We start from the raw sequence: 19,792 nt of genomic DNA on the forward strand, positions 1-19,792 counted from the left end.
AGACTCGCGCCGGTGAGGGGTCCGGGTCGTCGTACGGCCAGCGGCAGTGCGTGTACCTCCCGGGGAGTACGCCGGCTTGTTCCCGCTGCTCCGCACGGGGCCCGGTGCCGGGCGAAAAGATCTCGACTTCTGTAACTACTAGTATGTACAGTGAGGGCATGAGCACCTCGGACCGACTGATCGAGTCCACCCGCGAGCTGCTGTGGGAGCGCGGTTACGTGGGCACCAGCCCCAAGGCGATCCTGGAGCGCGCGGGCGCCGGACAGGGCAGCATGTACCACCACTTCAAGGGGAAGCCGGATCTCGCGCTGGCGGCGATCCGGCGCACCGCCGAGGAGTTGCGGGCTACCGCCGAGGGGGTACTCGGCGGGCCGGGGACGCCGTACGAGCGCATCGAGGCGTATCTGCTGCGCGAGCGTGACGTGTTGCGCGGCTGTCCCGTAGGGCGGCTGACCATGGACCCGGACATCATTGCCAGGGACGCGTTGCGTGCGCCGGTCGACGAAACCCTCGACGCGATTCGCGAGTTGATCGCCGGGATCGTCGAAGAGGGCAAGGAACAGGGGCAGTTCGCGCCCTCGCTGGACGGCGAGGAGATCGCCGCGACCGTCCTGGCGACGGTGCAGGGCGGGTACGTCCTCGCGCGTGCCTCCGGCTCCCCCGCCGCCTTCGACGCCGGTGTCCGAGGTCTGCTTTCCCTGCTCGCCACGCGATAGGAGTACCCGTACGTGCACATCACCAGGAAGCGCCCCGAGACGCAGCAGGGCCCGGCGGAGAACTTCACCGGCTCGGTGTGGCTCGACGAGATAGCCACGCCCGCGGCGCCGTCCCGACTGCGCATGTTCAGCGTCCACTTCGCGCCCGGCGCGCACACCGCCTGGCACCGCCATCCGCACGGTCAGGTCCTGCACGTCCTGGAAGGCGAGGGGCTGGTGCAGCGCAAGGGCGGTGACGTGGAAGCAATCCGTGCGGGCGACACGGTGTGGATCGAGCCGGGCGAGTGGCACTGGCACGGCGCCGGACCGCGCACCTTCATGACCCATCTCGCCGTCGTCGAGGCCGCGGCGGACGGCACGACCACGGAGTGGGACACCCACGTCGGTCCGGAGGACTACCCGGTTGGCGATTCCCGGCACAACTCGGCCTGAGGAGGCATCCGATGCACGCCATGCAGTACGAGCTGACCCTGCCCGCCGACTACGACACCGCCATCATCCGCGCCCGCGTCGCCCGCATCGGGCATCTGCTGGACGACTGGGAGGGCCTCGGCTTAAAGGCGTATCTGCTGCGCGAGCGCGGGCAGTACGGATCGCCGGTCAACCAGTACGCGCCGTTCTACCTGTGGAACACCGTGGAGGGCATGAACGCGTTCCTGTGGGGCGGAGCTTTTCAGGGGCTCAGCAATGACTTCGGGCGGCCGTCGGTCCGTCAGTGGTCGGGGGTGGCGTACGAGGACGGCGGCGGCGTCGGCTCTGTGGCGCGGTTCGCGGTGCGGAGGCGTCAACTCGTAGCGGAAGGCGTCGAGTTGGCGGAGGTGATGGCGGACGCGGTGGGCGAGACGGAGCGGCTGGCCGGTACGGACGGGGCGGTGCTGGCCGCGGCCGCCGTGGATACGAGCCGCTGGGAGCTGGTCCACTTCTCGCTCTGGGAGCACGACGCGCCGAAGGCCGACGGCGACCTGTTCCCGGTGCTGCATCTGTCGCCGGGGCGGGGGCGGTTGCCGCGGGGGCGGCAGTGGTGAGCAGCGTTCGTACGGTGCTGGGCGACGTACGGCCCGGGGACCTGGGCGTGTGCGACGCGCACGACCACCTCTTCATCCGCAGCCCGCAACTGCCCGGCCAGGAACTCAACGACGCCACCGCCGCGCGGGCCGAGCTGGAGGCGTTCCGGGCGGCCGGCGGGGCGAGCGTCGTCCAGTGGACGCCGTACGGGATGGGGCGCCGCGCCGCCGACCTGCCGCTGCTGTCCCGGGCAGCCGGGGTGCACGTGGTCTGCGCGACGGGACTGCATCAAGCGGCGCACTACGCACCGGAGTTACTGGACGAGCTGCGCGGCAAGCTCGCCGACGTGTTCGTCTCCGAACTGACCGGGGGCATCGGCACGTCGGGCGTCCGGGCCGGGCTCGTCAAGGTCGCGGGCGGCTTCCATGCCCTGGACGCGCACGCCCGCTGGACGATGACCGCGGCGGCCGAGGCCCATCACGCGACGGGCGCGCCGATCGCCGTCCACCTGGAGATGGGCACGGGCGCGCTGGACGTACTGGACCTGCTGTGCGGGGAGTTGGGGGTGCCGCCGCACCGCGTGATCCTCGGTCATCTGAACCGTTCGCCCGACTTCGTGGTCCAGCGGCAGGCGGCCGAGTCGGGCTGCTGGCTGGCTTTTGACGGTCCGTCACGCACCCATCACGCGACCGACTGGCGGATGCCGGACGCCGTACGGGCCCTGGCCGAGGCCGGTTTCGGGCATCGGCTGCTGCTCGGCGGGGACACCGTGGTCGCCGGGGCGCGGTCGGTCGACGGCGGGCCCGGAATGCCGTATCTGCTGCGCAGGGTGCGACCGCGGCTGGCGCGAGAGCTGGGTGCGGAACTGACGGACCGGGTCCTCACGGAGAACCCCGGCCGGGTGTTCGCCGTGGAATGGCGCTGAGCGGAACGGAGAACCACCGTCATGCCCTTTGTCCGCATCGACGCACTGCGGGCCGACCCGGCGCGCCTCGACGCACTCGGACGTGCCGTGCACGAAGCCCTGGTCGAGACGATCGGCATCCCGGCCGACGACCACTTCCAGGTGCTGGTGAGCCACGACGGCATCAACAGCGCCTGCGCCACGGCGATTACCTGGGCGTGCACCGGGACGACGGCATCGTCTTCGTCGCCATCACCATGCGGTCCGGGCGCACCCGCGGCCAGAAGCAGGCGCTGTACCGGCGAATCGCCGAACTCGCCCACGCCTACGCGGGAACGGAGCCGCGGAACGTGTTCGTCACCGTGACCGAGAACGGGTCGGCCGACTGGTCGCTCGGTCACGGTGCAGCGCAGTACGTCGAGGACCAGAAGGCCTGACCAGGCTCATCGGCACAGCTCGTCGATGTCGTCGGAGAAGGTCGGGAACTCGGCCTGGGCGGTGGTGACGATCTCCCGGGTGGTGCGGCGCGGGGTGGTCGCATGGCGCTCGGCGAGCTCGGTCAGTGCCGTGTTGGGACGCGGCTCGTACTGCTCGTACTCCACGATCTCCATCGGGCCCAGGCCGTCGGCCAGCACCCACAGGAAGTCGGACAGGTTCGCCGCCACCACCCCGCGCTCGCCCTCCGAACCCAGGAACACCACGGGCTGCTCGGCGAGAGTCCGCCCCGGCCGCACACACCAGAGGGCGGCCAGACCGCCGGTGCCGTCCTGCCCGAAGACCCGGTAGGCGTCGCCGACGAGCTCGTGGTTGCCGGTCCAGTTGCGCAGCCAGTCGGTGGTTTCCTCGGCGGAGTCGAAGGCGTCGTACGGCTCGAAGTCGACGCCCTCGCCCTCGTCGTAGTCGAACTCCACCCGGGCCACCTCAGCCAGGGCAGTCGGAAAGCTGCGGTCGTCGTGTCTCGTCTCGATCACGCGCGCAGGCTATCCGCCGCCACTGACAACGGCCCTACGCCACCGAGATGTCCACCGACGGCCGCAGCTTCGCCGCCGCGGCCAGGGCCTCGTGCACCGGATGGCTGCCGAAGGCCGCCAACAGGGCCTCGTCCGCCGGGTGTTCGGCGGCCGGGTAGGCGATCTGCTCGTACGCCGCCTGGAAGCGCGGGCCCCAGCGGCGGGCGCCGAGGCGGGCCGTGCGGGAGCAGTTGTCGACCATGTACGCCACGTTGCGGGCGTGCATGTAGGGCAGCAGGGAGTCGACCGCCTCGATCACGGACTCGTTGACGATCTCCGACCAGGGGTGGCCGCGCTCGGTGAACTCGTCGATCTGGGCGGTCATGGTGGCGACGAACACGCCGGCGGTGAACGGGTCGACGGGCAGGGGGTGTTCGCCGCGCCGGGCGTGCACCTCGTTGCTGACGGCCCACATCGGGGAGCCGCCGATCCCGCTCATCGGGCGGTTGCCCAGGCGGCGTTCGGCGAGGATCACGCTGCGCAGTTCGGTGCCGTCGGCGACCTCGTCGTAGATCTCGGCGACGAGGTCGCGGGCCGGTCCGTACGTGGCCGTGTACGCGCGGTCGAAGACCTCCCGGCCGGCCGGGTCGAGGCCCTCGCGCACGGCGCGCAGCCCGGTGTGCGAGACGGTGCGGGCGATCGGGCCGGTGATGTTCTCGCAGGACCGCTCATAGGCGGTCACCTCGTCGTCCCCGGCGAGGCGGAAACGGGTGTGGAGGCTCTCGACGATGCCGTGGACCGCGCCGAGCAGGATGGCGCGTTCGCCCACGATGTCGGAGAGGTACTCGCTGTCGAGCGTGGTGCGGAAGGTGTACGGCGAGCCGAGCGCGACCGACCAGCCGAGCGCGAGGTCGGTGGCCCGGCCGTCGGGGTCGGCGTGGACGGCGTAACTGCTGTTGATTCCGGCGCCGTTGATCTCCTCGCCCTGCTGGTAGAGGCGGCGCACGGAGTCGCCCATGCCCTTGGGGCACACGGCGATCACCCCGTGCCCGGACGGGAACTCCCCGCCCGTTTCCCGGAGATGACCGAGCAGGAAGCCGTGCGAGAGGCCGATGACCGCGCCCGGCTTGAGGGCGGCGAAGATCTCCTGGTGGTGGGCGGCGAGTGCGGCGTCCGCGATCAGGAGGATCACGAGGTCGCTGTCGGCGGTGACGGCGAGCCAGTCGCCGAGCGTGCCGTCCTCCTCCGTGAAGCCGTGGGCGCGGGCGTCGGCGGCCGAGGCGGAGTTCGGGCGCAGTCCGACGCTCACCCGGATGTCCGTGCCGGCCAGCGAGTCCCGCAGGTTCTGGGCCTGGGCGCGGCCCTGCGGGCCCCAGCCGATCACGCCGATGCGACGCACGCCGGCGAAGGCCTGCGGCAGCAGCGGGAAGAGGAGCCGGCCGCCGCGGAGGATGGTCTCGGTGCCGCCGGGCACGTCCATCGTTTCGAGGGGGAAGACGCGGGAGGTGTATGACGTGGTCGTGGTCGAGGTCATGGTCGAGTTGTAGGCTCCGGCAGAGCATTGCAGCAAGCGCAACATGTGAAGCGGGGTGTTGCGGGAAGCGAAAGGGCCAGGTGAGCTGGTGCGCGACGACCATCGGGAGCTGCGGCTCTTTCTGCATCTGACGCAGACGCTGAACTTTGGACGGACGAGTCTGGACTGTCATGTCAGCCCGGCGACGCTCACGCGTACGGTGCAGCGGCTGGAGACGGATCTCGGGCACCGACTGTTCGAGCGCGGACCGCGCGGGGTGTCGCTGACGGCGGAGGGGCACCGGTTTCGTGAATACGCCGTCCAGGCACTGGAGTTGTGGCGCTCCTACCGCGAGGAGCATCCCGATCCGGCCCGACTCACCGGCCGTCTGGCACTGTTCGCCACGGTGACCGCATGCCAGGCGCTGCTGCCCGACCTGTTGGCACCCTTCCGCACCGCCCACCCCCAGGTCCTCCTCGACCTGCGCACCGGGGACGCGGCGGCCGCGCTGGCCCGGCTGGACGAGGGCGAGGTGGACGTGGCCGTCGCGGGGATCCCGGCGCGGCTGCCGGAGGGGCTGGTCGGGCGCACGGTGGCGGTGACCGAGCTGGTCCTGGTCACGGCACGGGACCGCCCGGATCCCGGGCTCGAGGGCCCGTTCGTCCTGCCCCACCGTGGGCTGGTGCGCGAGGCCGCCGACCGGTGGTTCCGTGCCCGTGGCACGACACCCGAGGTGGCCTGCGAGCCGGACGGCCACGAAGGGCTGCTGACGCTGGTCGCCCTGGGCTGCGGCACCGGCGTGGTCCCCCGCCTCGTACTGGAGCACAGCGCGGTGCGCGACCGGCTGGCGGTGATTCCGGCCGATCCGGCGCCGGATCGGTTCGAGATCGGGTTGTGCGTACGGCGGGCCGATCTGCGACGGCCGTTGGTGGCGGCCCTGTGGAGCCTGTGCCAGTGAGCCGGCCTCCGCCTGTGCCAGTCAATCAGGGGGACGTTTTGCCGAGGTCGAGCCGCTCGATGCGCTCCACGTTCCCCCGGTCCTCGGCGTCCTCGCTGGCCTCGCCCGCGAACCAGGCGTCGAGGATCTCCGTCAGCAGCGGTTCGGAGGTCAGGCGCAGGCTGAGTGCCAGTACATTGGCGTCGTTCCAGCGGCGGGCGCCGTCCGCCGTGTAGGCGTCGGTGCACAGGGCGGCCCGTACGCCCGGCACCTTGTTGGCGGCGATGGACGCGCCTGTGCCGGTCCAGCAGCACACGACCGCCTGGTCCGCGGCACCCTCGGCGACCTCGCGTGCGGCGGCCTCCGAGCAGGCGGCCCACTGCGGGTCGTCGCCGGGGCTCAGCGCCCCGTGGGTCACGACGTCGTGGCCGCGTCGCCGCAGCTCCGTGACGAGCGTGCGCGCGACGGGTTCGTCCATGTCCGAGGAGACAGAGATCCGCATGCTCGGAGCCTAGCCTCCCAGCGCCCGGGCGAGCAGGTCGCGGCGGTTGTGGGTGCCGGTCTTGGCGAACACCGACTTCAGGTGGTCCTGCACGGTGTGCTCGGAGACGTACATGCTGCCGGCCACGGTGTGGCTGTCGGCGCCCGTGGCGAGCAGGCCGAGCAGTTCGCTCTCCCGTCCGGTCAGAGCGAAGGCGCGGGCGTAGACGGCGAGCCGCTCGCCCGGTGAGGTCTCCTCGATGGTGACGGCGATGGTGCGCCGTTCCGTCGGCCCCTCCTCCCCCAGCCGGGCCGCGCGCAGCGTCAGCCACAGCCCGCCGGCGAGGTGCACGCGCGCGCGTGGCGGATGCGGGTCGACGCCCGCCTCCACCGCCAGGAGCTGCGCGGCGACGTTGTACGCGCCGGCCGGCACGGGTGGGCGCCCCTGTTCCGGCGGCACCAGTACGCGCAGGTAGGCATGCGTGTCGGGGGTCTGCCCGAGGACCTGGAGCTCGGGCGAGAGCAGCAGCACCAGTGGCCCGGGCCGGGGCGCCTCCCGCTGCCGTACGACGAAGGTGGCGGCCTGGCTGCGACGCAGCGCGGTGGTGATCGGCGCGGTGAGGCGAGCCAGGTGGGCGGCCTCGGCAGGGCTGAAGGCGCGGTCGGCCCGCCACAGGTCGAGGAAGCCCCAGTTGCCGTGGCGGTCCCGGAAGGTCAGTGAGGCGACGTCCCGGATGCCGTGGGCCTGCAGCAGGTCGCGCCACAGGGGCCCACGGTCACCCTCGGGACGGTCGCTCAGCAGGGCGACATCGCGCATCGCGGTCCAACGGTTCGCCCGGGTCAGGTACTTGAGGCGGATCAGCCGGGGCAGCTCCGGCAGATACGGCACGTCGGCGATGGGCGCGCAGCCGACCGCGGTCTCGGGGTCGGTCAGCAGGAACGCGTACGCGTCGAAGCCGACCGCGGCCCGCACTTCGCCGAGGAGCCGCAGGCGCAGCTCCCGTGCGTCGCCACCGGCCTCGCACAGCCGGACGATGCGCTCGTAGCGGGCCGCGAGCCGGTCCTGGTCGGCCATGATCCGAGCGTACGCCCGCTGCTGCCCTGCTGAGTGCAGGAGCCATGCGCTACGCCACGGAGCACCCTGCCCGCTAGCCGACCGGATTGCCGCCCTGCGCCTGCACGCCGGTGATGGCCGCGGCCAAGTAGGCGGCGTAGGCCTGTCGTTGGTTCCATGTGAACAGGACTGTGCGGGAGTTGTTCGCGATGGCCCTCTCGGCTTCCGCCGTGGCGATGACGAGTCGGCCTCGATCCTGCTCGGTGGCAAGTTGCACATACCCGTTGACGAGACGGGTGGGCTCCTTGGAGAGAACCTTGATCACGTTGCGGAGCGGGGTCACTGAGTCCCTGGCACCGGTCATCTTCCCCATGAGCTTGCGTTTGATCTCGGCCCGGTCCGCGTAGAGGTCACGGTCGCGACGTACCCCTTGAAGACCTGTGGTTCGGACTGGGGCGTGGGCTCGCCCTTGGAGAGATTGTGTGCCATCGGGCCAGTGTTGCGGCTGAGCATCTTCCCCGGAAAGCCCCGGAAAGCCCCGGCAATGGGGAACGGCTCCCGCGTGCGCTGCGGCTCCCCCACATATCTGGGATGTACGGCGGCCCGGCCCGCCGCCCAGCATGAAAGTGACCGGGGAAACGGCCCGAGGAGGAGTCATGTCGACCCTGCACATCGAGCATCCGATCACGGACTTCGCCGCCTGGAAGACGGCCTTCGACCGCTTCGCCGGAGCGCGGGAGAGCGCGGGCGTGCGGCGGCATCGGGTGCAGCGGCCGGTCGACGATGCCGCGTACGTCGTCGTGGATCTGGATTTTGACGATGTGGCCGGGGCCGAGCGGTTCCTGGGTTTCCTCAGGGCGCGGGTGTGGTCCTCGGACGAGCACGCCCCCGCCCTGGCCGGCACGCCGCGGACGCGGATTCTGGAGACGGCCGAGGAGGGGTGATCGTCAGGCGAGCGCTCCCAGCGGGTCGTCCAGCACCGGCTGCCACGCCAACTCCGCTGCTCCGACAAGGCTGTTGTGGTCGAGGGTGCAGGCGAGAATGGGCACGCCTCCGCTCTGCCCCCACAGGCTGCGGTCGGCGACGACGGCGCGCAGGCGCTCGGGATCGGCGTCGAGGAGGGTGCGGTGCAGGCCGCCGAGGATGATGCGGTCGGGGTTGAGGATGTTGACCAGGCCCGCGAGGCCGAGGCCGAGGCGGTCGATGAGGGCCTCGGTGGCCGTGCGGATGGACGGGTCGTCGTAGTGGTTGCGGATCAGGTCGATGGCCTGCTGGAGGAGGGAGACCTCGGGACCCGGGTCGCGGCCGGCCGCGGTGAGCAGAGCCAGCGGGTCCGCCTCGACGTCGAGGCAGCCGCGGCTGCCGCAGTGGCAGGGGCGGCCCTCGGGGTTGACGGTGAGGTGGCCTACCTCGAGGGCGAGGCCCGAACTCCCGGTGTGCAGACGGCCGTCGAGGACCAGCGCGCCGCCCACGCCCCGGTGTCCGGTGGCCACGCACAGCAGATCGCGGGAGCCGCGGCCCGCGCCGTGCCGGTGCTCTGCGAGGGCGGCGAGGTTGACGTCGTTGCCCGCGAAGGCGGGGCCGGTGATGCCGGCCGCGCGTACGCACTCCGCGAAGATCCGGCGGACGGGCGCGCCGGCCGGCCATGCCAGATGCAGCGGGTTGAGGGCGAGGCCGTCGGGTTCGGCGACGGCGGACGGTACGGCGAGTCCGGCGCCGACGCAGCGCCGTCCCGTCGAGTGCAGCAGTTCGGCGCCCGCCTCGACGACGGAGCCGAGGACCTTCGCCGGGTCGGCGTCGACGGTCTCGCAGCCGGGTGCGGTGGCAACGATGCGGCCGCCCAGTCCGACCAGCGCGGCCCGGAAGCCGTCGGCGTGCACCTGCGCGGCGAGCACGACCGGGCCGTCCTCGGCGACCGCGAGCCGATGCGAGGGCCTGCCCTGCGAACCGGCCGCCGCGCCGGGCCGGGCGTCGACCCGGATCAGCCCGAGCGCCTCCAGTTCGGCGGCGACCGCGCCGGCCGTCGCCCGCGTCACCCCGAGCTCGGCGGTGAGCACGGCCCGGGTCGGCGCACGTCCGGTGTGCACGAGCTCCAACGCGGGCCCGAGCGCACCGCGCCCCCGGTCCAACCGCGCCCTCGAGGTGGTCCCTTCCCCCGCCTGCCGGGGGTCCGCGTTGCCGCTCATGAGGGCGAGTCTCCCATGATCCGCAGTTGTGTCGGCCTACAGGCCACTGACCCGAAGCGTGATGTTCAAACGTCCGGACAGCCCCAACTCCGGCGGCCCACTGCCCGCATACACCCTGGGCACCCCGTGATACGCGAGCCGCGACGGCCCACCGAACACGAACAGGTCCCCGCTGCGCAGCTCGACGTCCGTGTACGGCTTGGCCCGGGTCTCGGTGTTCCCGAAGCGGAGGACGCACGTGTCGCCGAGGCTCAGCGACACCACCGGCGCGTCCGCCTTCTCGTCGCTGTCGCGGTGCATGCCCATGCGGGCGTCCCCGTCGTAGAAGTTGATCAGCGCGATGTCGTAGGAGCAGGGGTCGGGGTACGAGCTCGTCGGCGCTCCCAGCGCGTCGGTGACCGCCTGCCGCCCCAGCTCGTCGAGCCACGCCGGGAACGGCTTCACGGGGGCGCCGTCACCGTCGGCGACCGTGCGGGCGTAGGCGTACGGGTACCAGTGCCAGCCCAGACATACCTGGCGGGCGGTCATCGTGCCGCCGCCGGGTGTGCGCACGGTGCGCAGGCCGGCAGGCGGCCGGGCCCAGTCCCGGCACGCCTCCAGCAGCTCCCGCTGCCGTCCCGCGTCGAGCCAGTCCGGCACGTGCACCGCGCCCGGTGCGACCTCCGTACGAGCCCTGGGGAACAGCTCGGCGTCCATGGGTCCCATCCTGCCTGACGGGTCCGCCCGACCGGGCCTGAGCTGCGGCTCGGCTAGCCTTGACGCACGATGAACGACCGTATGACGACGCCGTGGGGCGAGCTCGAGCTGGCCCGGTTTCCCGAGGATCCGCGTGACAGGCTGCGTGCCTGGGACGCCTCCGACGAGTACCTGCTCAGGTATCTCGCCGCTGAGAAGATCCCGCTGTCCGGCACGGTCGTGGTCCTCGGGGACCGCTGGGGTGCCCTGGTCACCGCGCTGGCGAAGCACCGGCCGCTGCAGATCACCGACTCCTTCCTCGCGCAGGAGGCGACCCGGGCGAATCTGGCCCGGGCGGGCGTCGAGACCGGTGCCGTAGGGCTGCTGACCAGCCAGGATGCGCCGCCGGAGCGTATCGACGTGCTGCTGGTCAGGGTGCCGAAGAGTCTCGCGCTGCTGGAGGACCAGTTGGCGCGGCTGGCGCCCGCCGTGCATGAGGGGACGGTCGTCGTCGGGACCGGCATGGCGAAAGAGATCCACACCTCCACGCTGCAGTTGTTCGAGCGGATCCTCGGGCCGACCCGTACCTCGCTCGCCGAGAAGAAGGCCCGGCTGATCTTCTGTACGCCGGATCCGGGGCTGCAGCGGCCCGCCAATCCGTGGCCGTACAGCTATGCGCTGCCCGAGGGGGTGGGCGCGGTGTCGGGGCGGACCGTCGTCAACCATGCGGGGGTGTTCTGCGCCGACCGGCTCGACATCGGCACCCGGTTCTTCCTGCAGCACCTGCCGAGCGGGCCGGGGGCCCGGCGGGTCGTGGATCTCGGGTGCGGCAACGGAGTGGTCGGTACGGCGGTTGCAGTCGCCGATCCGGCGGCCGAGGTGCTGTTCGTGGACGAGTCGTTCCAGGCCGTGGCCTCGGCGGAGGCGACGTACAAGGCGAACGGGGTGCCGGGGCATGCCGAGTTCCGGGTCGGGGACGGGCTGGCGGGGTTGCCGGCCGACAGTGTCGACCTGGTGCTGAACAATCCGCCGTTCCACTCGCACCAGGCGACGACCGACACCACGGCGTGGCGGATGTTCACCGGGGCGCGGCGGGTGCTGCGGCCCGGCGGCGAGCTGTGGGTGATCGGCAACCGGCACCTCGGCTACCACGTGAAGCTGCGCAAGGTGTTCGGCAACAGCCAACTGGTCGCCAGCGACCCGAAGTTCGTGGTTCTGAAGGCCGTCAAGCGATAGTCATGACCGGGCGAGCGTCCGGATGATTCCGGTCACCGCCCGCACCATCGCCTCCCTGCCCACGCTCAGGTACTTGCGCGAGTCGACCGCCTCGGGGTGAGTGGCGAGGAACTCGCGGATCGCGCCCGTCATGGCGATGTTGAGGGCGGTGCCGACGTTGACCTTGGCGATGCCGCCCGCGACTGCCGCGGTCAGCTCGTCGTCCGGGACGCCGGAGGAGCCGTGCAGCACGAGCGGCACGTCCAGCGCTGCGGACAACCGTTTGAGCAGGTTGTGGTCGAGGGTGGCGGTGCGGGTGGTCATGGCGTGCACGCTGCCGACGGCGACGGCGAGGGCGTCCACGCCGGAATCGGTGACGAAGGCACGGGCCTCGGCGGGATCGGTGCGCGCGCCGGGTGCGTGGGCGTCCAGCGGCGGCTCGCCCGCCTTGCCCGCGACCTGCCCCAACTCGGCCTCGATCCACAGCCCTTGGGAGTGCGCCCAGCCGACGGCGGCCCGGGTCGCAGCGAGGTTCTGCTCGTAGGGCAGGCGGGCCGCGTCGTACATGACGGAGCTGAATCCGGCGTCCGCCGCCTGCCGCAGCAGGTCGTCGCTCTGGATGTGGTCGAGGTGCAACGCCACGGGTACGGCGGCGCGTTCGGCGGCGGTGACGGCGGCGCGGGCGAGCGGGAGGAGGCGGCCGTAGCGGAACTTGACGGCGTTCTCGCTGACTTGGAGGACGACGGGTGCGTCGGCCGACTCGGCGCCGGCGATGACGGCCTCGACGTGTTCGAGGGTGATGATGTTGAAGGCGGCGACGGCGGAGTGCTCGGCGGCGGCGCGGGTGACGAGTTCCCCGGTGGTGACGAGGGGCACGGCTTCTCCCTTCGAAGGGGCGCGTCGGAGGTCTTCGGCGGACGCGTCAGGGCGTGAGGATCACCGAGCGGGTGAGGTGGCGGGGGCGGTCCGGGTCGAGGTCGCGGGCCGCGGCGACGGCGACCGCGAGGCGCTGGGCGCGGACGAGTTCGGCGAGCGGGTCGAGGCCGCCCGCGATCCACAACCCGCCGGCGGCGCGCACCTGTTCGGCCAGGCCGTCGGGGGCCTCGCCGAGCATCCAGGTCGCCGTGCCGCGGGTGGTGATGCTGATGGGGCCGTGCCGGTACTCCATCGCCGGGTAGGCCTCGGTCCAGGCGAGGGAGGCCTCGCGCATCTTCAGCCCTGCCTCGTTGGCCAGGCCGACCGTCCAGCCGCGGCCGAGGAAGGTGAACTGCGTGCAGGCGACGAGGCCTTCGGGCAGCGGGGCGTCGAGCGCGGTGCGGCCGTCGGCGACGACGGTGTCGGTGTGCAGGCCCAGGTGGGCGCGGAGCAGGGTCAGCGCGCTGGTGGCGAACCGCGTCTGCACGACGGACTGTTCGTCCGCGAAGTCCAGTACGACGACGTCGTCGGCCGCCTGCATGACGGGGGTGTGCGGGTCGGCGGTGATCGCGGTCGTCCGCGTACGCCCCCTCAACTCACCGAGGAGTTCGAGGACTTCGGTGGTGGTGCCGGAGCGGGTGAGGGCGAGGACCCGGTCGTAGGAGCGGCCACTGGGGAACTCGGAGGCGGCGAAGGCGTCCGTCTCGCCCAGGCCGGCGCCCTCGCGCAGCGCGGCCACCGCCTGCGCCATGAAGTACGAGGTGCCGCAGCCGACGATCGCGACGCGCTCTCCCGGTGCGGGGAGCGTCCCGCGGTGCCGCTCCGCCTCGGCGGCGGCGCGTGTCCAGCACTCGGGCTGGCTGGTCAGCTCGTCCTCGACGTGGGTCATGACGTACCCCTTTCCCGCTTGCTTGTTCTTGCAAGATATAGCGAGCTTTCGAGCACAATCAAGCACGCCGTTGTATGTGGGGTGCGCTAGGGTCGCCGGGAGATCGAGGAACGGAGGCCGGGCATGTCGCGGGACGCCCGCTGGAAGGCGCTGCTGGAGCTGCTCGTCGAGCGCGGCCGGCTGGACGTCGAGGAGGCGGCCGTCGAGCTGGAGGTGTCGGCCGCCACGATCCGGCGCGACTTCGACCAGCTCGCCGAGCAGCAGATGCTGGTGCGCACCCGGGGCGGCGCGGTCGTGCACGGAGTGTCGTACGAGCTGCCGCTGCGCTACAAGACCGCCCGGCACGCCTCCGAGAAGCAGCGGATCGCGAAGGCGGTCGCGGATCTGATCGCGCCCGGCGAGGCGGTCGGCCTGACCGGCGGCACGACCACCACCGAGGTGGCCCGCGCCCTCGCCGTGCGCAGCGATCTCACCTCCGGCTCCCCGGCGCTCACGGTCGTCACCAACGCGCTCAACATCGCCAACGAGCTTGCCGTACGCCCCCAGTTCAAGATCGTGGTGACCGGCGGCGTCGCACGCCCGCAGTCGTACGAGCTCATCGGGCCGCTCGCGGACGGGGTGCTCGGCCAGATCACGATCGACGTGGCAGTGCTCGGCGTGGTCGCCTTCGACGTCACGCACGGCGCCGCCGCGCACGACGAGGCGGAGGCCGCGATCAACCGGCTGCTGTGCGAGCGCGCCGAGCGCGTGATCGTCGCCGCCGACTCCAGCAAGCTGGGCCAGCGGGCGTTCGCCCGGATCTGCGCGGCCGAGGTCGTGGACACCCTCGTCACGGACACGGCGGCCAGCGCGGAGGCGGTGCGCCGCTTCGAGGAGGCGGGGATCGCGGTCGTCGCGGTCTGATCCGCGACGGTGCGTGCGGCCTCCGCGATCCTCGCGCTCGCGCCCCCGATTCCGCCTACGCTGGGGAGGGGATGCGTGTCGGGGCAGGGAGGCTGCGATGGGCTCTATGGCGAGCGACGAAGAAGTCCGGGGCGCCGGGCCTCGTTATCTGCCGATCGCCGAGCACGGGCTGATCGGTGATCTGCGCAGCGTGGCCCTGGTCGGGACCGACGGCACCATCGACTGGTACTGCTGCCCTGCCTTCGACGCGCCCAGTGTCTTCGCGGCGATCCTGGACGCGGAGCGCGGCGGGGCATTCGAGCTGGCGGCGTCCGTGCCGGCGAAGACGAAGCAGTTCTACTTCCCCGACACCAACGTCCTGATCACCCGCTTCTTCACCGAGGACGGTGTCGGTGAGGTGCAGGACTTCATGCCGGTCAACGGCCGCGCGGTGGAGACCGAACGGCACCGGCTGATCCGGCGGGTGGTGTGCGTGCGCGGCTCGATCCCGTTCCGGGTACGCGTCGCCCCGCGGTTCGACTACGGCACCCGGCCGCACACCGTGCGCCTCGCCGGTGACGTGGCGGTCTTCGAGTCCGACGGACTGTCGCTGGCACTGACGGCGACGGTACCGCTGGAGGCCGAAGGGCTGGACGCGCGGGCCGAGTTCAAGCTTTCCGAGGGCGAGTCGGCGGTGTTCGCGCTGGACCAGGTCGGCGGCGATGTGGAGCCGCGCCGTTGCGCGCGGGTGGAGGCGGAGGAGCAGTTCGGCACGACGGTGGCGTACTGGCGACGCTGGCTGTCCGCCTCCAAGTACCGTGGCCGCTGGCGGGAGATGGTGCACCGCTCCGCCCTCACCCTCAAGCTGCTCACCTACGCGCCCACCGGCGCGATCGTGGCCGCGCCGACCACCAGCCTGCCCGAGCAGCTCGGCGGCGAGCGCAACTGGGACTACCGGTACGTGTGGGTGCGCGACGCGGCCTTCTGCGTGTACGCGCTGCTGCGGCTCGGCTTCACCGAAGAGGCCGAGGCGTTCATGAACTTCGTGACCCGGCACATCAGTCCGGGCGACGGCAAACCCTCGGGTCCCCTGCAGATCATGTACGGCATCGACGGCCGCACCGACCTCACCGAGGCCGAACTCGACCACCTGGAAGGCCATCAGGGCTCCGCGCCGGTGCGGGTCGGCAACGCCGCCGCCGAGCAGCTCCAACTCGACATCTACGGCGCGCTGATCGACTCGATCTACCTCTACGACAAGTGGGCCAAGCCCATCTCCAGCGGCCAGTGGGACGACGTGTGCGCGCTGGTGGAGTGGGTGTGCGAGCACTGGGACCAGCCCGACGAGGGCATCTGGGAGACCCGCGGCGGCCGTAAGAACTTCCTGTACTCCCGCCTGATGTGCTGGGTGGCGATCGAGCGGGCCATCCGCATGGCCACCCGGCGCGGACTGCCCGGCGATCTGCTGCACTGGCGCGAGTGCCGCGACACGATCTACCGGCGGATCATGAAACAGGGCTGGTCCGAGACCCGCCAGGCATTCGTCCAGCACGAGGACGGCGACGACGTGCTGGACGCGGCCGTCCTGATGATGCCGCTGACGAAGTTCATCGCGCCCACCGACCCCAAGTGGCTGTCCACGCTGGACGCGCTCACCCACGACCTGGTGTCCGACTCCCTCGTCTACCGGTACGACCCGATGGCCAGCCCCGACGGGCTGCGCGGCGACGAAGGCACCTTCTCCATCTGCTCGTTCTGGTACGTCGAGGCCATGGTCCACGCCGGGCGGATCGACGAGGCCCGCCTGGCCTTCGAGAAGATGCTCACCTACGCCAACCATCTCGGCCTGTACGCCGAGGAGATCAGCCACACCGGCGAGCAACAGGGCAATTTCCCCCAGGCGTTCACCCATCTCGCGCTCATCAGCGCGGCCTTCAACCTGGACAAGGCCCTCGGCTGACAACTGGCTCCACCCACACGGGTGTTGGTAAGCCCACCCCCTGTCCGCCACCCAGGCCCAGGGACGGGCGGCCCCGCGGCCGGAAGGATTCATGACGTCGGCGAACGGACCGACGCGGAATCCACCTCACGGACTCGGGGGAACTCCCATGAACGAAACCTTCGCCCGGCGCCTGACGGGCGTCGCCGGCATCGCTGCCGCGGCCACTCTCATCGTCGAAGTGCCCCTGTACTTCGTCTACTCGGGCCCGCCGCCGGACGCGAACGTGCTCACCAGGCTGCTCCTCGGAATCGTCGCCCTCGCCTGTCTGGTCGTGTTCGTGACGGCCTTCCGCGAACTGGTCAAGCGCACGCATCCCGACTACGAGTGGGCGGGTTCGCTGGCCTTCGCCACGGGGCTGGTCTACGCGACGATCACCCTGGTCTCCATGGGACTTGAGGCAGGCGCGGTGATCGCCACCGACCACCCGATCGATCCGACCATCACGGTCAACGGCACGTACATCCTCTACGGCTCGATCTCCCGGCTGATGCTGGCGCTGTTCCTGACCACGGTCGGCTGCATCGTCTCGCGCACCGGCCTGCTGTCACGCTGGATCGGCCGCTCGGCCTACGTCCTCGCCGCGATCAACCTGGCCTTCGTGCCGTCCCTGTTCTTCGGCAACACGCCCGCGCACTTCTACGCGGCGAACGGCTGGGGCACGACCGCCTCGATGGGGGCGATCCTCAGCTACTGGCTGCTGGCCGTGGGCATCTCCACCTACCGAAGCTCCACCCGACTGCGCGGCTCGATCGCCGCGTAGCCTCAGCAGCAGATCGCCAGTGGGCGGGGCAGCGACCAGTTGCCCCGCCCGAGCGCACGTGACCTCACGACTGGAGCCCCGATGACGAGCCTCGACGGCATACCCGGCCCCTTGGCGGACGAACTCGACACGCCGTCTGCGCTGACGCTCTCCCGGGTGCGGCTGGGTGCGGGTGGGCCGTTGGGCAGTGTGCGCATCGCCGAAGGCAAGGTCGTCGCCGTCGTGGTGGAGGGCGAGCTGGAGGGCCCGGTGCTCGACCTGGACGGTCGCACCGTACTGCCGGGTCTGTGGGACGCGCATGTGCATGCCGCGCAGTGGGCCGGCAACCGGCACCGGGTGGATCTGGCCGGCCTGGGCTCCGCTCGGAAGGTCGCCGAAGCGGTACGGCTGCACTCGGTCGGCCTGCCCGCGGGCGAGGTGCTCATGGGGCAGGGGTTCCGGGACGGGCTGTGGCCCGACGCACCGCACAAGGCGCTGCTCGACCAGGTGTGCCCGGACCGGCCGGTCGCGCTGATCAGCGCCGATCTGCACGCCGCGTGGCTGAACTCGGCGTGTCTGCAGCTGGTCGGCCGGGGTGACCATGAGACGGGCCTGCTGCGCGAGCACCAGGCCTTCGAGGCGCTCCAGGCGCTGCCTGCGGTCCCGGCCGAGGTCCTGGACCGGTGGGTGGCGGAGGCCTGCCGGGACGCGGCCGCGCGGGGAGTCACCGGCATCATCGACTTCCACTTCTCCGACAACATCGCCGACTGGAGCCGCCGCGCGGCCAATTCACCACTGGATATACGGGTGCAGGCCGCCGTCTATCCCCGGCACCTGGACGCGGCGATCGAGCGCGGCCTCCGGACGGGTGACGTCCTGCCCGCAACCGACGGCCTGCTGCAGGCCGGCCCGCTCAAGCTCTTCACGGACGGCTCCCTCAACACCCGAACCGCGCTGTGCTGCGACCCGTATCCCGGCCTGGAGGGCACGCCGGAGGCGTACGGCATCGAGGAGACACCTTACGAGGAACTGGTACGGCTGATGCGGCGCGCCGTCGGACACGGCATCGAACCCGCGGTGCACGCCATCGGCGACCGGGCCAACACGCTGGCCCTCGACGCGTTCGCGGCCGTCGGCCGCCCGGGCCGCATCGAGCACGCGCAGCTGCTGACGGCGGCCGACATCGGGCGGTTCGCGGCGTTGGGGGTGACGGCGGGAGTGCAGCCCGCACACGCGACCGACGACCGCGATGTGGCGGACCGCCACTGGGCCGGGCGCACCGGGCGCGCCTTCGCCTACGCCGACCTGCTGGCGGCCGGTGCCCGGCTGGAGTTCGGTTCGGATGCCCCCGTCTCGCCGCTCGACCCGTGGCTGGGCATCGCCGCCGCCGTACACCGGACGGGCGACGAGCGGCCGGCCTGGCATCCCGAACAGCGCGTCCCGGTACGAGCGGCGCTCGCCGCGTCGGCGCGGGGGCGTTCGGAGATCCGGGTCGGTGACGCGGCCGACCTGGTGGTCGTGGAGGTCGATCCGCTTGAGGCCGACGCCCGCACACTGCGGGAGATGCCGGTGCACGCCACGATGCTGGGCGGGCGGTGGACGCACGGGCCCTACTGACGGCGAACGGCGCTCCTGGTCAGCCAAGGCGAGTTCCGACGCGCTGATCACACCAGCCACGGCGGGATCGTCTCACCTTGGTCATGTTCCAGGGCCCGCAGCCTCTGGCGGGACATATCTCGGTCGCCTGGGCGGATTGGACGTGAGAGCCTCCCGTTCGTGGCTACCGAAACCGAGGTGGGAGAGCTGTTGCACCAGCGCGGTTGGCGGGCGGCATTCACGGTCGCTGAAAGGGTGAACGCGTGGGCCGCCCTGGTAGGCGTCATCGAGTGCGGCTACGGCGACGACATCTACGAGTACACCAACGACCTCTCCTGCCGAAACTGGCTGCACGAGGCTTGGCTCCTGCTGGACGAACACATCGTCCAGCTCTGGACCCCTCGGATCAAAGCTTTGGACGACCGGTACGGGCCACGACCATCGACAACGACGGCCAAGCACTCAACCGGTTCCACAGACTGCCCGGCCCCGACCTGTGGTGGTGGCGACACCCCCGCATCCTCACCGGAGACCTCAGGCGTTCGCTTCGCTCGGCCGGCGCCATCGGCACCGCCCCTGAGTATGGATCTCCCTTCCGACACCGTCTTCGTTTTTGACCAGGACGAGGACCTGATCGTCTTCGAGACCTTCGTGTACGCCACGAACTACCTTGAGGCGATTGACGTATCGGATGGTGAGTACACGGCGGCGTACTCACCGGACGGTGGCGTGTTGGCGCTGACTGCTCCAGAGGGGCCAGAAGGCTCGGTCGTGCTGACCAGGACTGGCAGAGGCGACCTGGCCGATCTGGAACGGAGAGTGGCCCACTACTGGCAACGTCACCAGGTGGGCCAGCCCCCGCGTGACCCGCTGCACACAGCGCGCTTCCTGATCGACAGGGACAATCAGCCCCGCATGGGATGGCTGAGCCGAGTCACCGGCCTGCTGAGACGCAACAGTCCTGGCGCTGAGCCGGCGTCGTCGCTTCCGGATCACTTCACCGAGCAGGGCGGCGGTAGCTGATGAGGGCTGCGGCGATGTCGACGAAGGCGAGGAAGTGCTCGGCCAGGCGTTCGCAGCGGCGGTGCAGGCGTCGGCATCCGGCGAGCCAGGAGCTCGGGTCGGCCGCGCGGT

General features: G+C 71.4%; 21 protein-coding genes and 2 pseudogenes. 13 read left to right on the forward strand and 10 right to left on the reverse strand.

The window, feature by feature from the left end:
- The first annotated feature begins 143 nt into the window (after window positions 1-143).
- From ABZ880_RS00375 to ABZ880_RS00395, 5 genes and pseudogenes are all read left to right on the forward strand, one after another.
- The gene (locus tag ABZ880_RS00375) at window positions 144-716 is read left to right on the forward strand and encodes a TetR/AcrR family transcriptional regulator (RefSeq protein WP_361254425.1); all 573 of its coding nucleotides are present in this window, start codon (window positions 144-146) and stop codon (window positions 714-716) included.
- A gap of 12 nt (window positions 717-728) precedes the next feature.
- Window positions 729-1,148: a cupin domain-containing protein gene (locus ABZ880_RS00380; RefSeq protein WP_361254427.1), complete on the forward strand. Its 420-nt coding sequence runs from the start codon at window positions 729-731 to the stop codon at window positions 1,146-1,148.
- A gap of 11 nt (window positions 1,149-1,159) precedes the next feature.
- The gene (locus tag ABZ880_RS00385) at window positions 1,160-1,741 is read left to right on the forward strand and encodes a DUF4865 family protein (protein WP_361254430.1); all 582 of its coding nucleotides are present in this window, start codon (window positions 1,160-1,162) and stop codon (window positions 1,739-1,741) included.
- Window positions 1,735-2,646 (forward strand): phosphotriesterase, encoded by a 912-nt coding sequence (locus ABZ880_RS00390; RefSeq protein ID WP_361254433.1) that lies wholly within the window; start codon window positions 1,735-1,737, stop codon window positions 2,644-2,646. Before ABZ880_RS00385 ends, ABZ880_RS00390 begins: the two co-directional genes overlap by 7 nt.
- Before the next feature lie 21 nt (window positions 2,647-2,667).
- A pseudogene (locus ABZ880_RS00395) lies at window positions 2,668-3,062 on the forward strand (tautomerase family protein).
- Window positions 3,063-3,068: 6 nt separating this feature from the next.
- Here ABZ880_RS00395 and ABZ880_RS00400 read toward each other — a convergent pair.
- Entirely contained in the window at window positions 3,069-3,596 is a 528-nt protein-coding gene (locus ABZ880_RS00400) for an SMI1/KNR4 family protein (RefSeq protein WP_361254436.1), read from the reverse strand.
- A 34-nt stretch (window positions 3,597-3,630) separates the two neighbouring features.
- Window positions 3,631-5,109, reverse strand: a complete 1,479-nt coding sequence (locus ABZ880_RS00405) for a ketol-acid reductoisomerase (protein ID WP_361254439.1) — start codon at window positions 5,107-5,109, stop codon at window positions 3,631-3,633.
- 88 nt (window positions 5,110-5,197) lie between these two features.
- On the opposite strand from ABZ880_RS00405, the gene ilvY reads away from it, so the two are divergent.
- Window positions 5,198-6,046, forward strand: a complete 849-nt coding sequence (ilvY, locus tag ABZ880_RS00410) for an HTH-type transcriptional activator IlvY (RefSeq protein WP_361254442.1) — start codon at window positions 5,198-5,200, stop codon at window positions 6,044-6,046.
- Between the two features lie 25 nt (window positions 6,047-6,071).
- On the opposite strand, the gene ABZ880_RS00415 is transcribed toward ilvY, so the two are convergent.
- From ABZ880_RS00415 to ABZ880_RS00425, 3 genes are all read right to left on the reverse strand, one after another.
- Complete coding sequence (locus ABZ880_RS00415; protein WP_361254445.1) at window positions 6,072-6,527, reverse strand: RpiB/LacA/LacB family sugar-phosphate isomerase; 456 nt, start codon at window positions 6,525-6,527, stop codon at window positions 6,072-6,074.
- Window positions 6,528-6,536: 9 nt separating this feature from the next.
- Window positions 6,537-7,580, reverse strand: a complete 1,044-nt coding sequence (locus ABZ880_RS00420; protein ID WP_361254447.1) for a helix-turn-helix transcriptional regulator — start codon at window positions 7,578-7,580, stop codon at window positions 6,537-6,539.
- A 73-nt stretch (window positions 7,581-7,653) separates the two neighbouring features.
- On the reverse strand, window positions 7,654-7,923 hold the full coding sequence (locus tag ABZ880_RS00425; RefSeq protein WP_361254449.1) for a hypothetical protein: 270 nt from the start codon (window positions 7,921-7,923) through the stop codon (window positions 7,654-7,656).
- Window positions 7,924-8,215: 292 nt separating this feature from the next.
- Between ABZ880_RS00425 and ABZ880_RS00430 the strand changes: the two genes are divergently transcribed.
- Complete coding sequence (locus tag ABZ880_RS00430) at window positions 8,216-8,503, forward strand: hypothetical protein (protein WP_361254452.1); 288 nt, start codon at window positions 8,216-8,218, stop codon at window positions 8,501-8,503.
- Window positions 8,504-8,506: 3 nt separating this feature from the next.
- On the opposite strand, the gene ABZ880_RS00435 is transcribed toward ABZ880_RS00430, so the two are convergent.
- Together ABZ880_RS00435 and ABZ880_RS00440 are read right to left on the reverse strand one after the other, a co-directional pair.
- Window positions 8,507-9,745, reverse strand: a complete 1,239-nt coding sequence (locus tag ABZ880_RS00435) for an ROK family protein (protein ID WP_361254455.1) — start codon at window positions 9,743-9,745, stop codon at window positions 8,507-8,509.
- Window positions 9,746-9,781: 36 nt separating this feature from the next.
- Window positions 9,782-10,441, reverse strand: coding sequence for an alpha-ketoglutarate-dependent dioxygenase AlkB (locus ABZ880_RS00440; RefSeq protein ID WP_361254457.1), 660 nt, complete (start codon window positions 10,439-10,441; stop codon window positions 9,782-9,784).
- Between the two features lie 81 nt (window positions 10,442-10,522).
- On the opposite strand from ABZ880_RS00440, the gene ABZ880_RS00445 reads away from it, so the two are divergent.
- Window positions 10,523-11,656, forward strand: a complete 1,134-nt coding sequence (locus tag ABZ880_RS00445; protein WP_361255813.1) for a methyltransferase — start codon at window positions 10,523-10,525, stop codon at window positions 11,654-11,656.
- Here the strand turns inward: ABZ880_RS00445 and ABZ880_RS00450 are convergent, their stop codons facing one another.
- Both ABZ880_RS00450 and ABZ880_RS00455 read right to left on the reverse strand, forming a co-directional pair.
- Window positions 11,657-12,511: a class II fructose-bisphosphate aldolase gene (locus tag ABZ880_RS00450; RefSeq protein ID WP_361254460.1), complete on the reverse strand. Its 855-nt coding sequence runs from the start codon at window positions 12,509-12,511 to the stop codon at window positions 11,657-11,659.
- Between the two features lie 46 nt (window positions 12,512-12,557).
- Window positions 12,558-13,439 (reverse strand): sugar isomerase, encoded by an 882-nt coding sequence (locus tag ABZ880_RS00455; RefSeq protein ID WP_361254463.1) that lies wholly within the window; start codon window positions 13,437-13,439, stop codon window positions 12,558-12,560.
- Between the two features lie 123 nt (window positions 13,440-13,562).
- On the opposite strand from ABZ880_RS00455, the gene ABZ880_RS00460 reads away from it, so the two are divergent.
- From ABZ880_RS00460 to ABZ880_RS00480, 5 genes are all read left to right on the forward strand, one after another.
- Window positions 13,563-14,342 (forward strand): DeoR/GlpR family DNA-binding transcription regulator, encoded by a 780-nt coding sequence (locus ABZ880_RS00460; RefSeq protein WP_361254465.1) that lies wholly within the window; start codon window positions 13,563-13,565, stop codon window positions 14,340-14,342.
- Window positions 14,343-14,448: 106 nt separating this feature from the next.
- The gene (locus ABZ880_RS00465; protein ID WP_361254468.1) at window positions 14,449-16,281 is read left to right on the forward strand and encodes a glycoside hydrolase family 15 protein; all 1,833 of its coding nucleotides are present in this window, start codon (window positions 14,449-14,451) and stop codon (window positions 16,279-16,281) included.
- A gap of 148 nt (window positions 16,282-16,429) precedes the next feature.
- Window positions 16,430-17,083, forward strand: a complete 654-nt coding sequence (locus tag ABZ880_RS00470) for a hypothetical protein (RefSeq protein ID WP_361254471.1) — start codon at window positions 16,430-16,432, stop codon at window positions 17,081-17,083.
- 81 nt (window positions 17,084-17,164) lie between these two features.
- The gene (locus tag ABZ880_RS00475) at window positions 17,165-18,679 is read left to right on the forward strand and encodes an amidohydrolase (protein WP_361254474.1); all 1,515 of its coding nucleotides are present in this window, start codon (window positions 17,165-17,167) and stop codon (window positions 18,677-18,679) included.
- Window positions 18,680-18,838: 159 nt separating this feature from the next.
- Window positions 18,839-19,681 (forward strand): hypothetical protein, encoded by an 843-nt coding sequence (locus ABZ880_RS00480; protein ID WP_361254477.1) that lies wholly within the window; start codon window positions 18,839-18,841, stop codon window positions 19,679-19,681.
- Here ABZ880_RS00480 and ABZ880_RS00485 read toward each other — a convergent pair.
- Window positions 19,656-19,772, reverse strand: a pseudogene (locus tag ABZ880_RS00485) (IS5/IS1182 family transposase); the annotation flags it as partial. The gene ABZ880_RS00480 and the pseudogene ABZ880_RS00485 sit on opposite strands and share 26 nt — an antisense overlap.
- Window positions 19,773-19,792: the final 20 nt, after the last annotated feature.

It is taken from the genome of Streptomyces sp. NPDC047043, from assembly GCF_040644055.1.
In the GTDB taxonomy this organism is placed as follows: domain Bacteria; phylum Actinomycetota; class Actinomycetes; order Streptomycetales; family Streptomycetaceae; genus Streptomyces.

Excerpts from the sequence above, each read along its gene's own strand:
- ABZ880_RS00430 (WP_361254452.1), top strand. The coding sequence starts at position 8,216 with ATGTCGACCCTGCACATCGAGCATCCGATCACGGACTTCGCCGCCTGG.
- ABZ880_RS00420 (WP_361254447.1), bottom strand. The coding sequence starts at position 7,580 with ATGGCCGACCAGGACCGGCTCGCGGCCCGCTACGAGCGCATCGTCCGG.
- ABZ880_RS00405 (WP_361254439.1), bottom strand. The coding sequence starts at position 5,109 with ATGACCTCGACCACGACCACGTCATACACCTCCCGCGTCTTCCCCCTC.
- ABZ880_RS00455 (WP_361254463.1), bottom strand. The coding sequence starts at position 13,439 with ATGACCCACGTCGAGGACGAGCTGACCAGCCAGCCCGAGTGCTGGACA.
- ABZ880_RS00385 (WP_361254430.1), top strand. The coding sequence starts at position 1,160 with ATGCACGCCATGCAGTACGAGCTGACCCTGCCCGCCGACTACGACACC.
- ABZ880_RS00435 (WP_361254455.1), bottom strand. The coding sequence starts at position 9,745 with ATGAGCGGCAACGCGGACCCCCGGCAGGCGGGGGAAGGGACCACCTCG.
- ABZ880_RS00470 (WP_361254471.1), top strand. The coding sequence starts at position 16,430 with ATGAACGAAACCTTCGCCCGGCGCCTGACGGGCGTCGCCGGCATCGCT.
- ABZ880_RS00465 (WP_361254468.1), top strand. The coding sequence starts at position 14,449 with ATGGCGAGCGACGAAGAAGTCCGGGGCGCCGGGCCTCGTTATCTGCCG.
- ABZ880_RS00440 (WP_361254457.1), bottom strand. The coding sequence starts at position 10,441 with ATGGACGCCGAGCTGTTCCCCAGGGCTCGTACGGAGGTCGCACCGGGC.
- ABZ880_RS00475 (WP_361254474.1), top strand. The coding sequence starts at position 17,165 with ATGACGAGCCTCGACGGCATACCCGGCCCCTTGGCGGACGAACTCGAC.
- ABZ880_RS00425 (WP_361254449.1), bottom strand. The coding sequence starts at position 7,923 with ATGACCGGTGCCAGGGACTCAGTGACCCCGCTCCGCAACGTGATCAAG.
- ABZ880_RS00415 (WP_361254445.1), bottom strand. The coding sequence starts at position 6,527 with ATGCGGATCTCTGTCTCCTCGGACATGGACGAACCCGTCGCGCGCACG.
- ABZ880_RS00460 (WP_361254465.1), top strand. The coding sequence starts at position 13,563 with ATGTCGCGGGACGCCCGCTGGAAGGCGCTGCTGGAGCTGCTCGTCGAG.
- ABZ880_RS00445 (WP_361255813.1), top strand. The coding sequence starts at position 10,523 with ATGACGACGCCGTGGGGCGAGCTCGAGCTGGCCCGGTTTCCCGAGGAT.
- ABZ880_RS00375 (WP_361254425.1), top strand. The coding sequence starts at position 144 with ATGTACAGTGAGGGCATGAGCACCTCGGACCGACTGATCGAGTCCACC.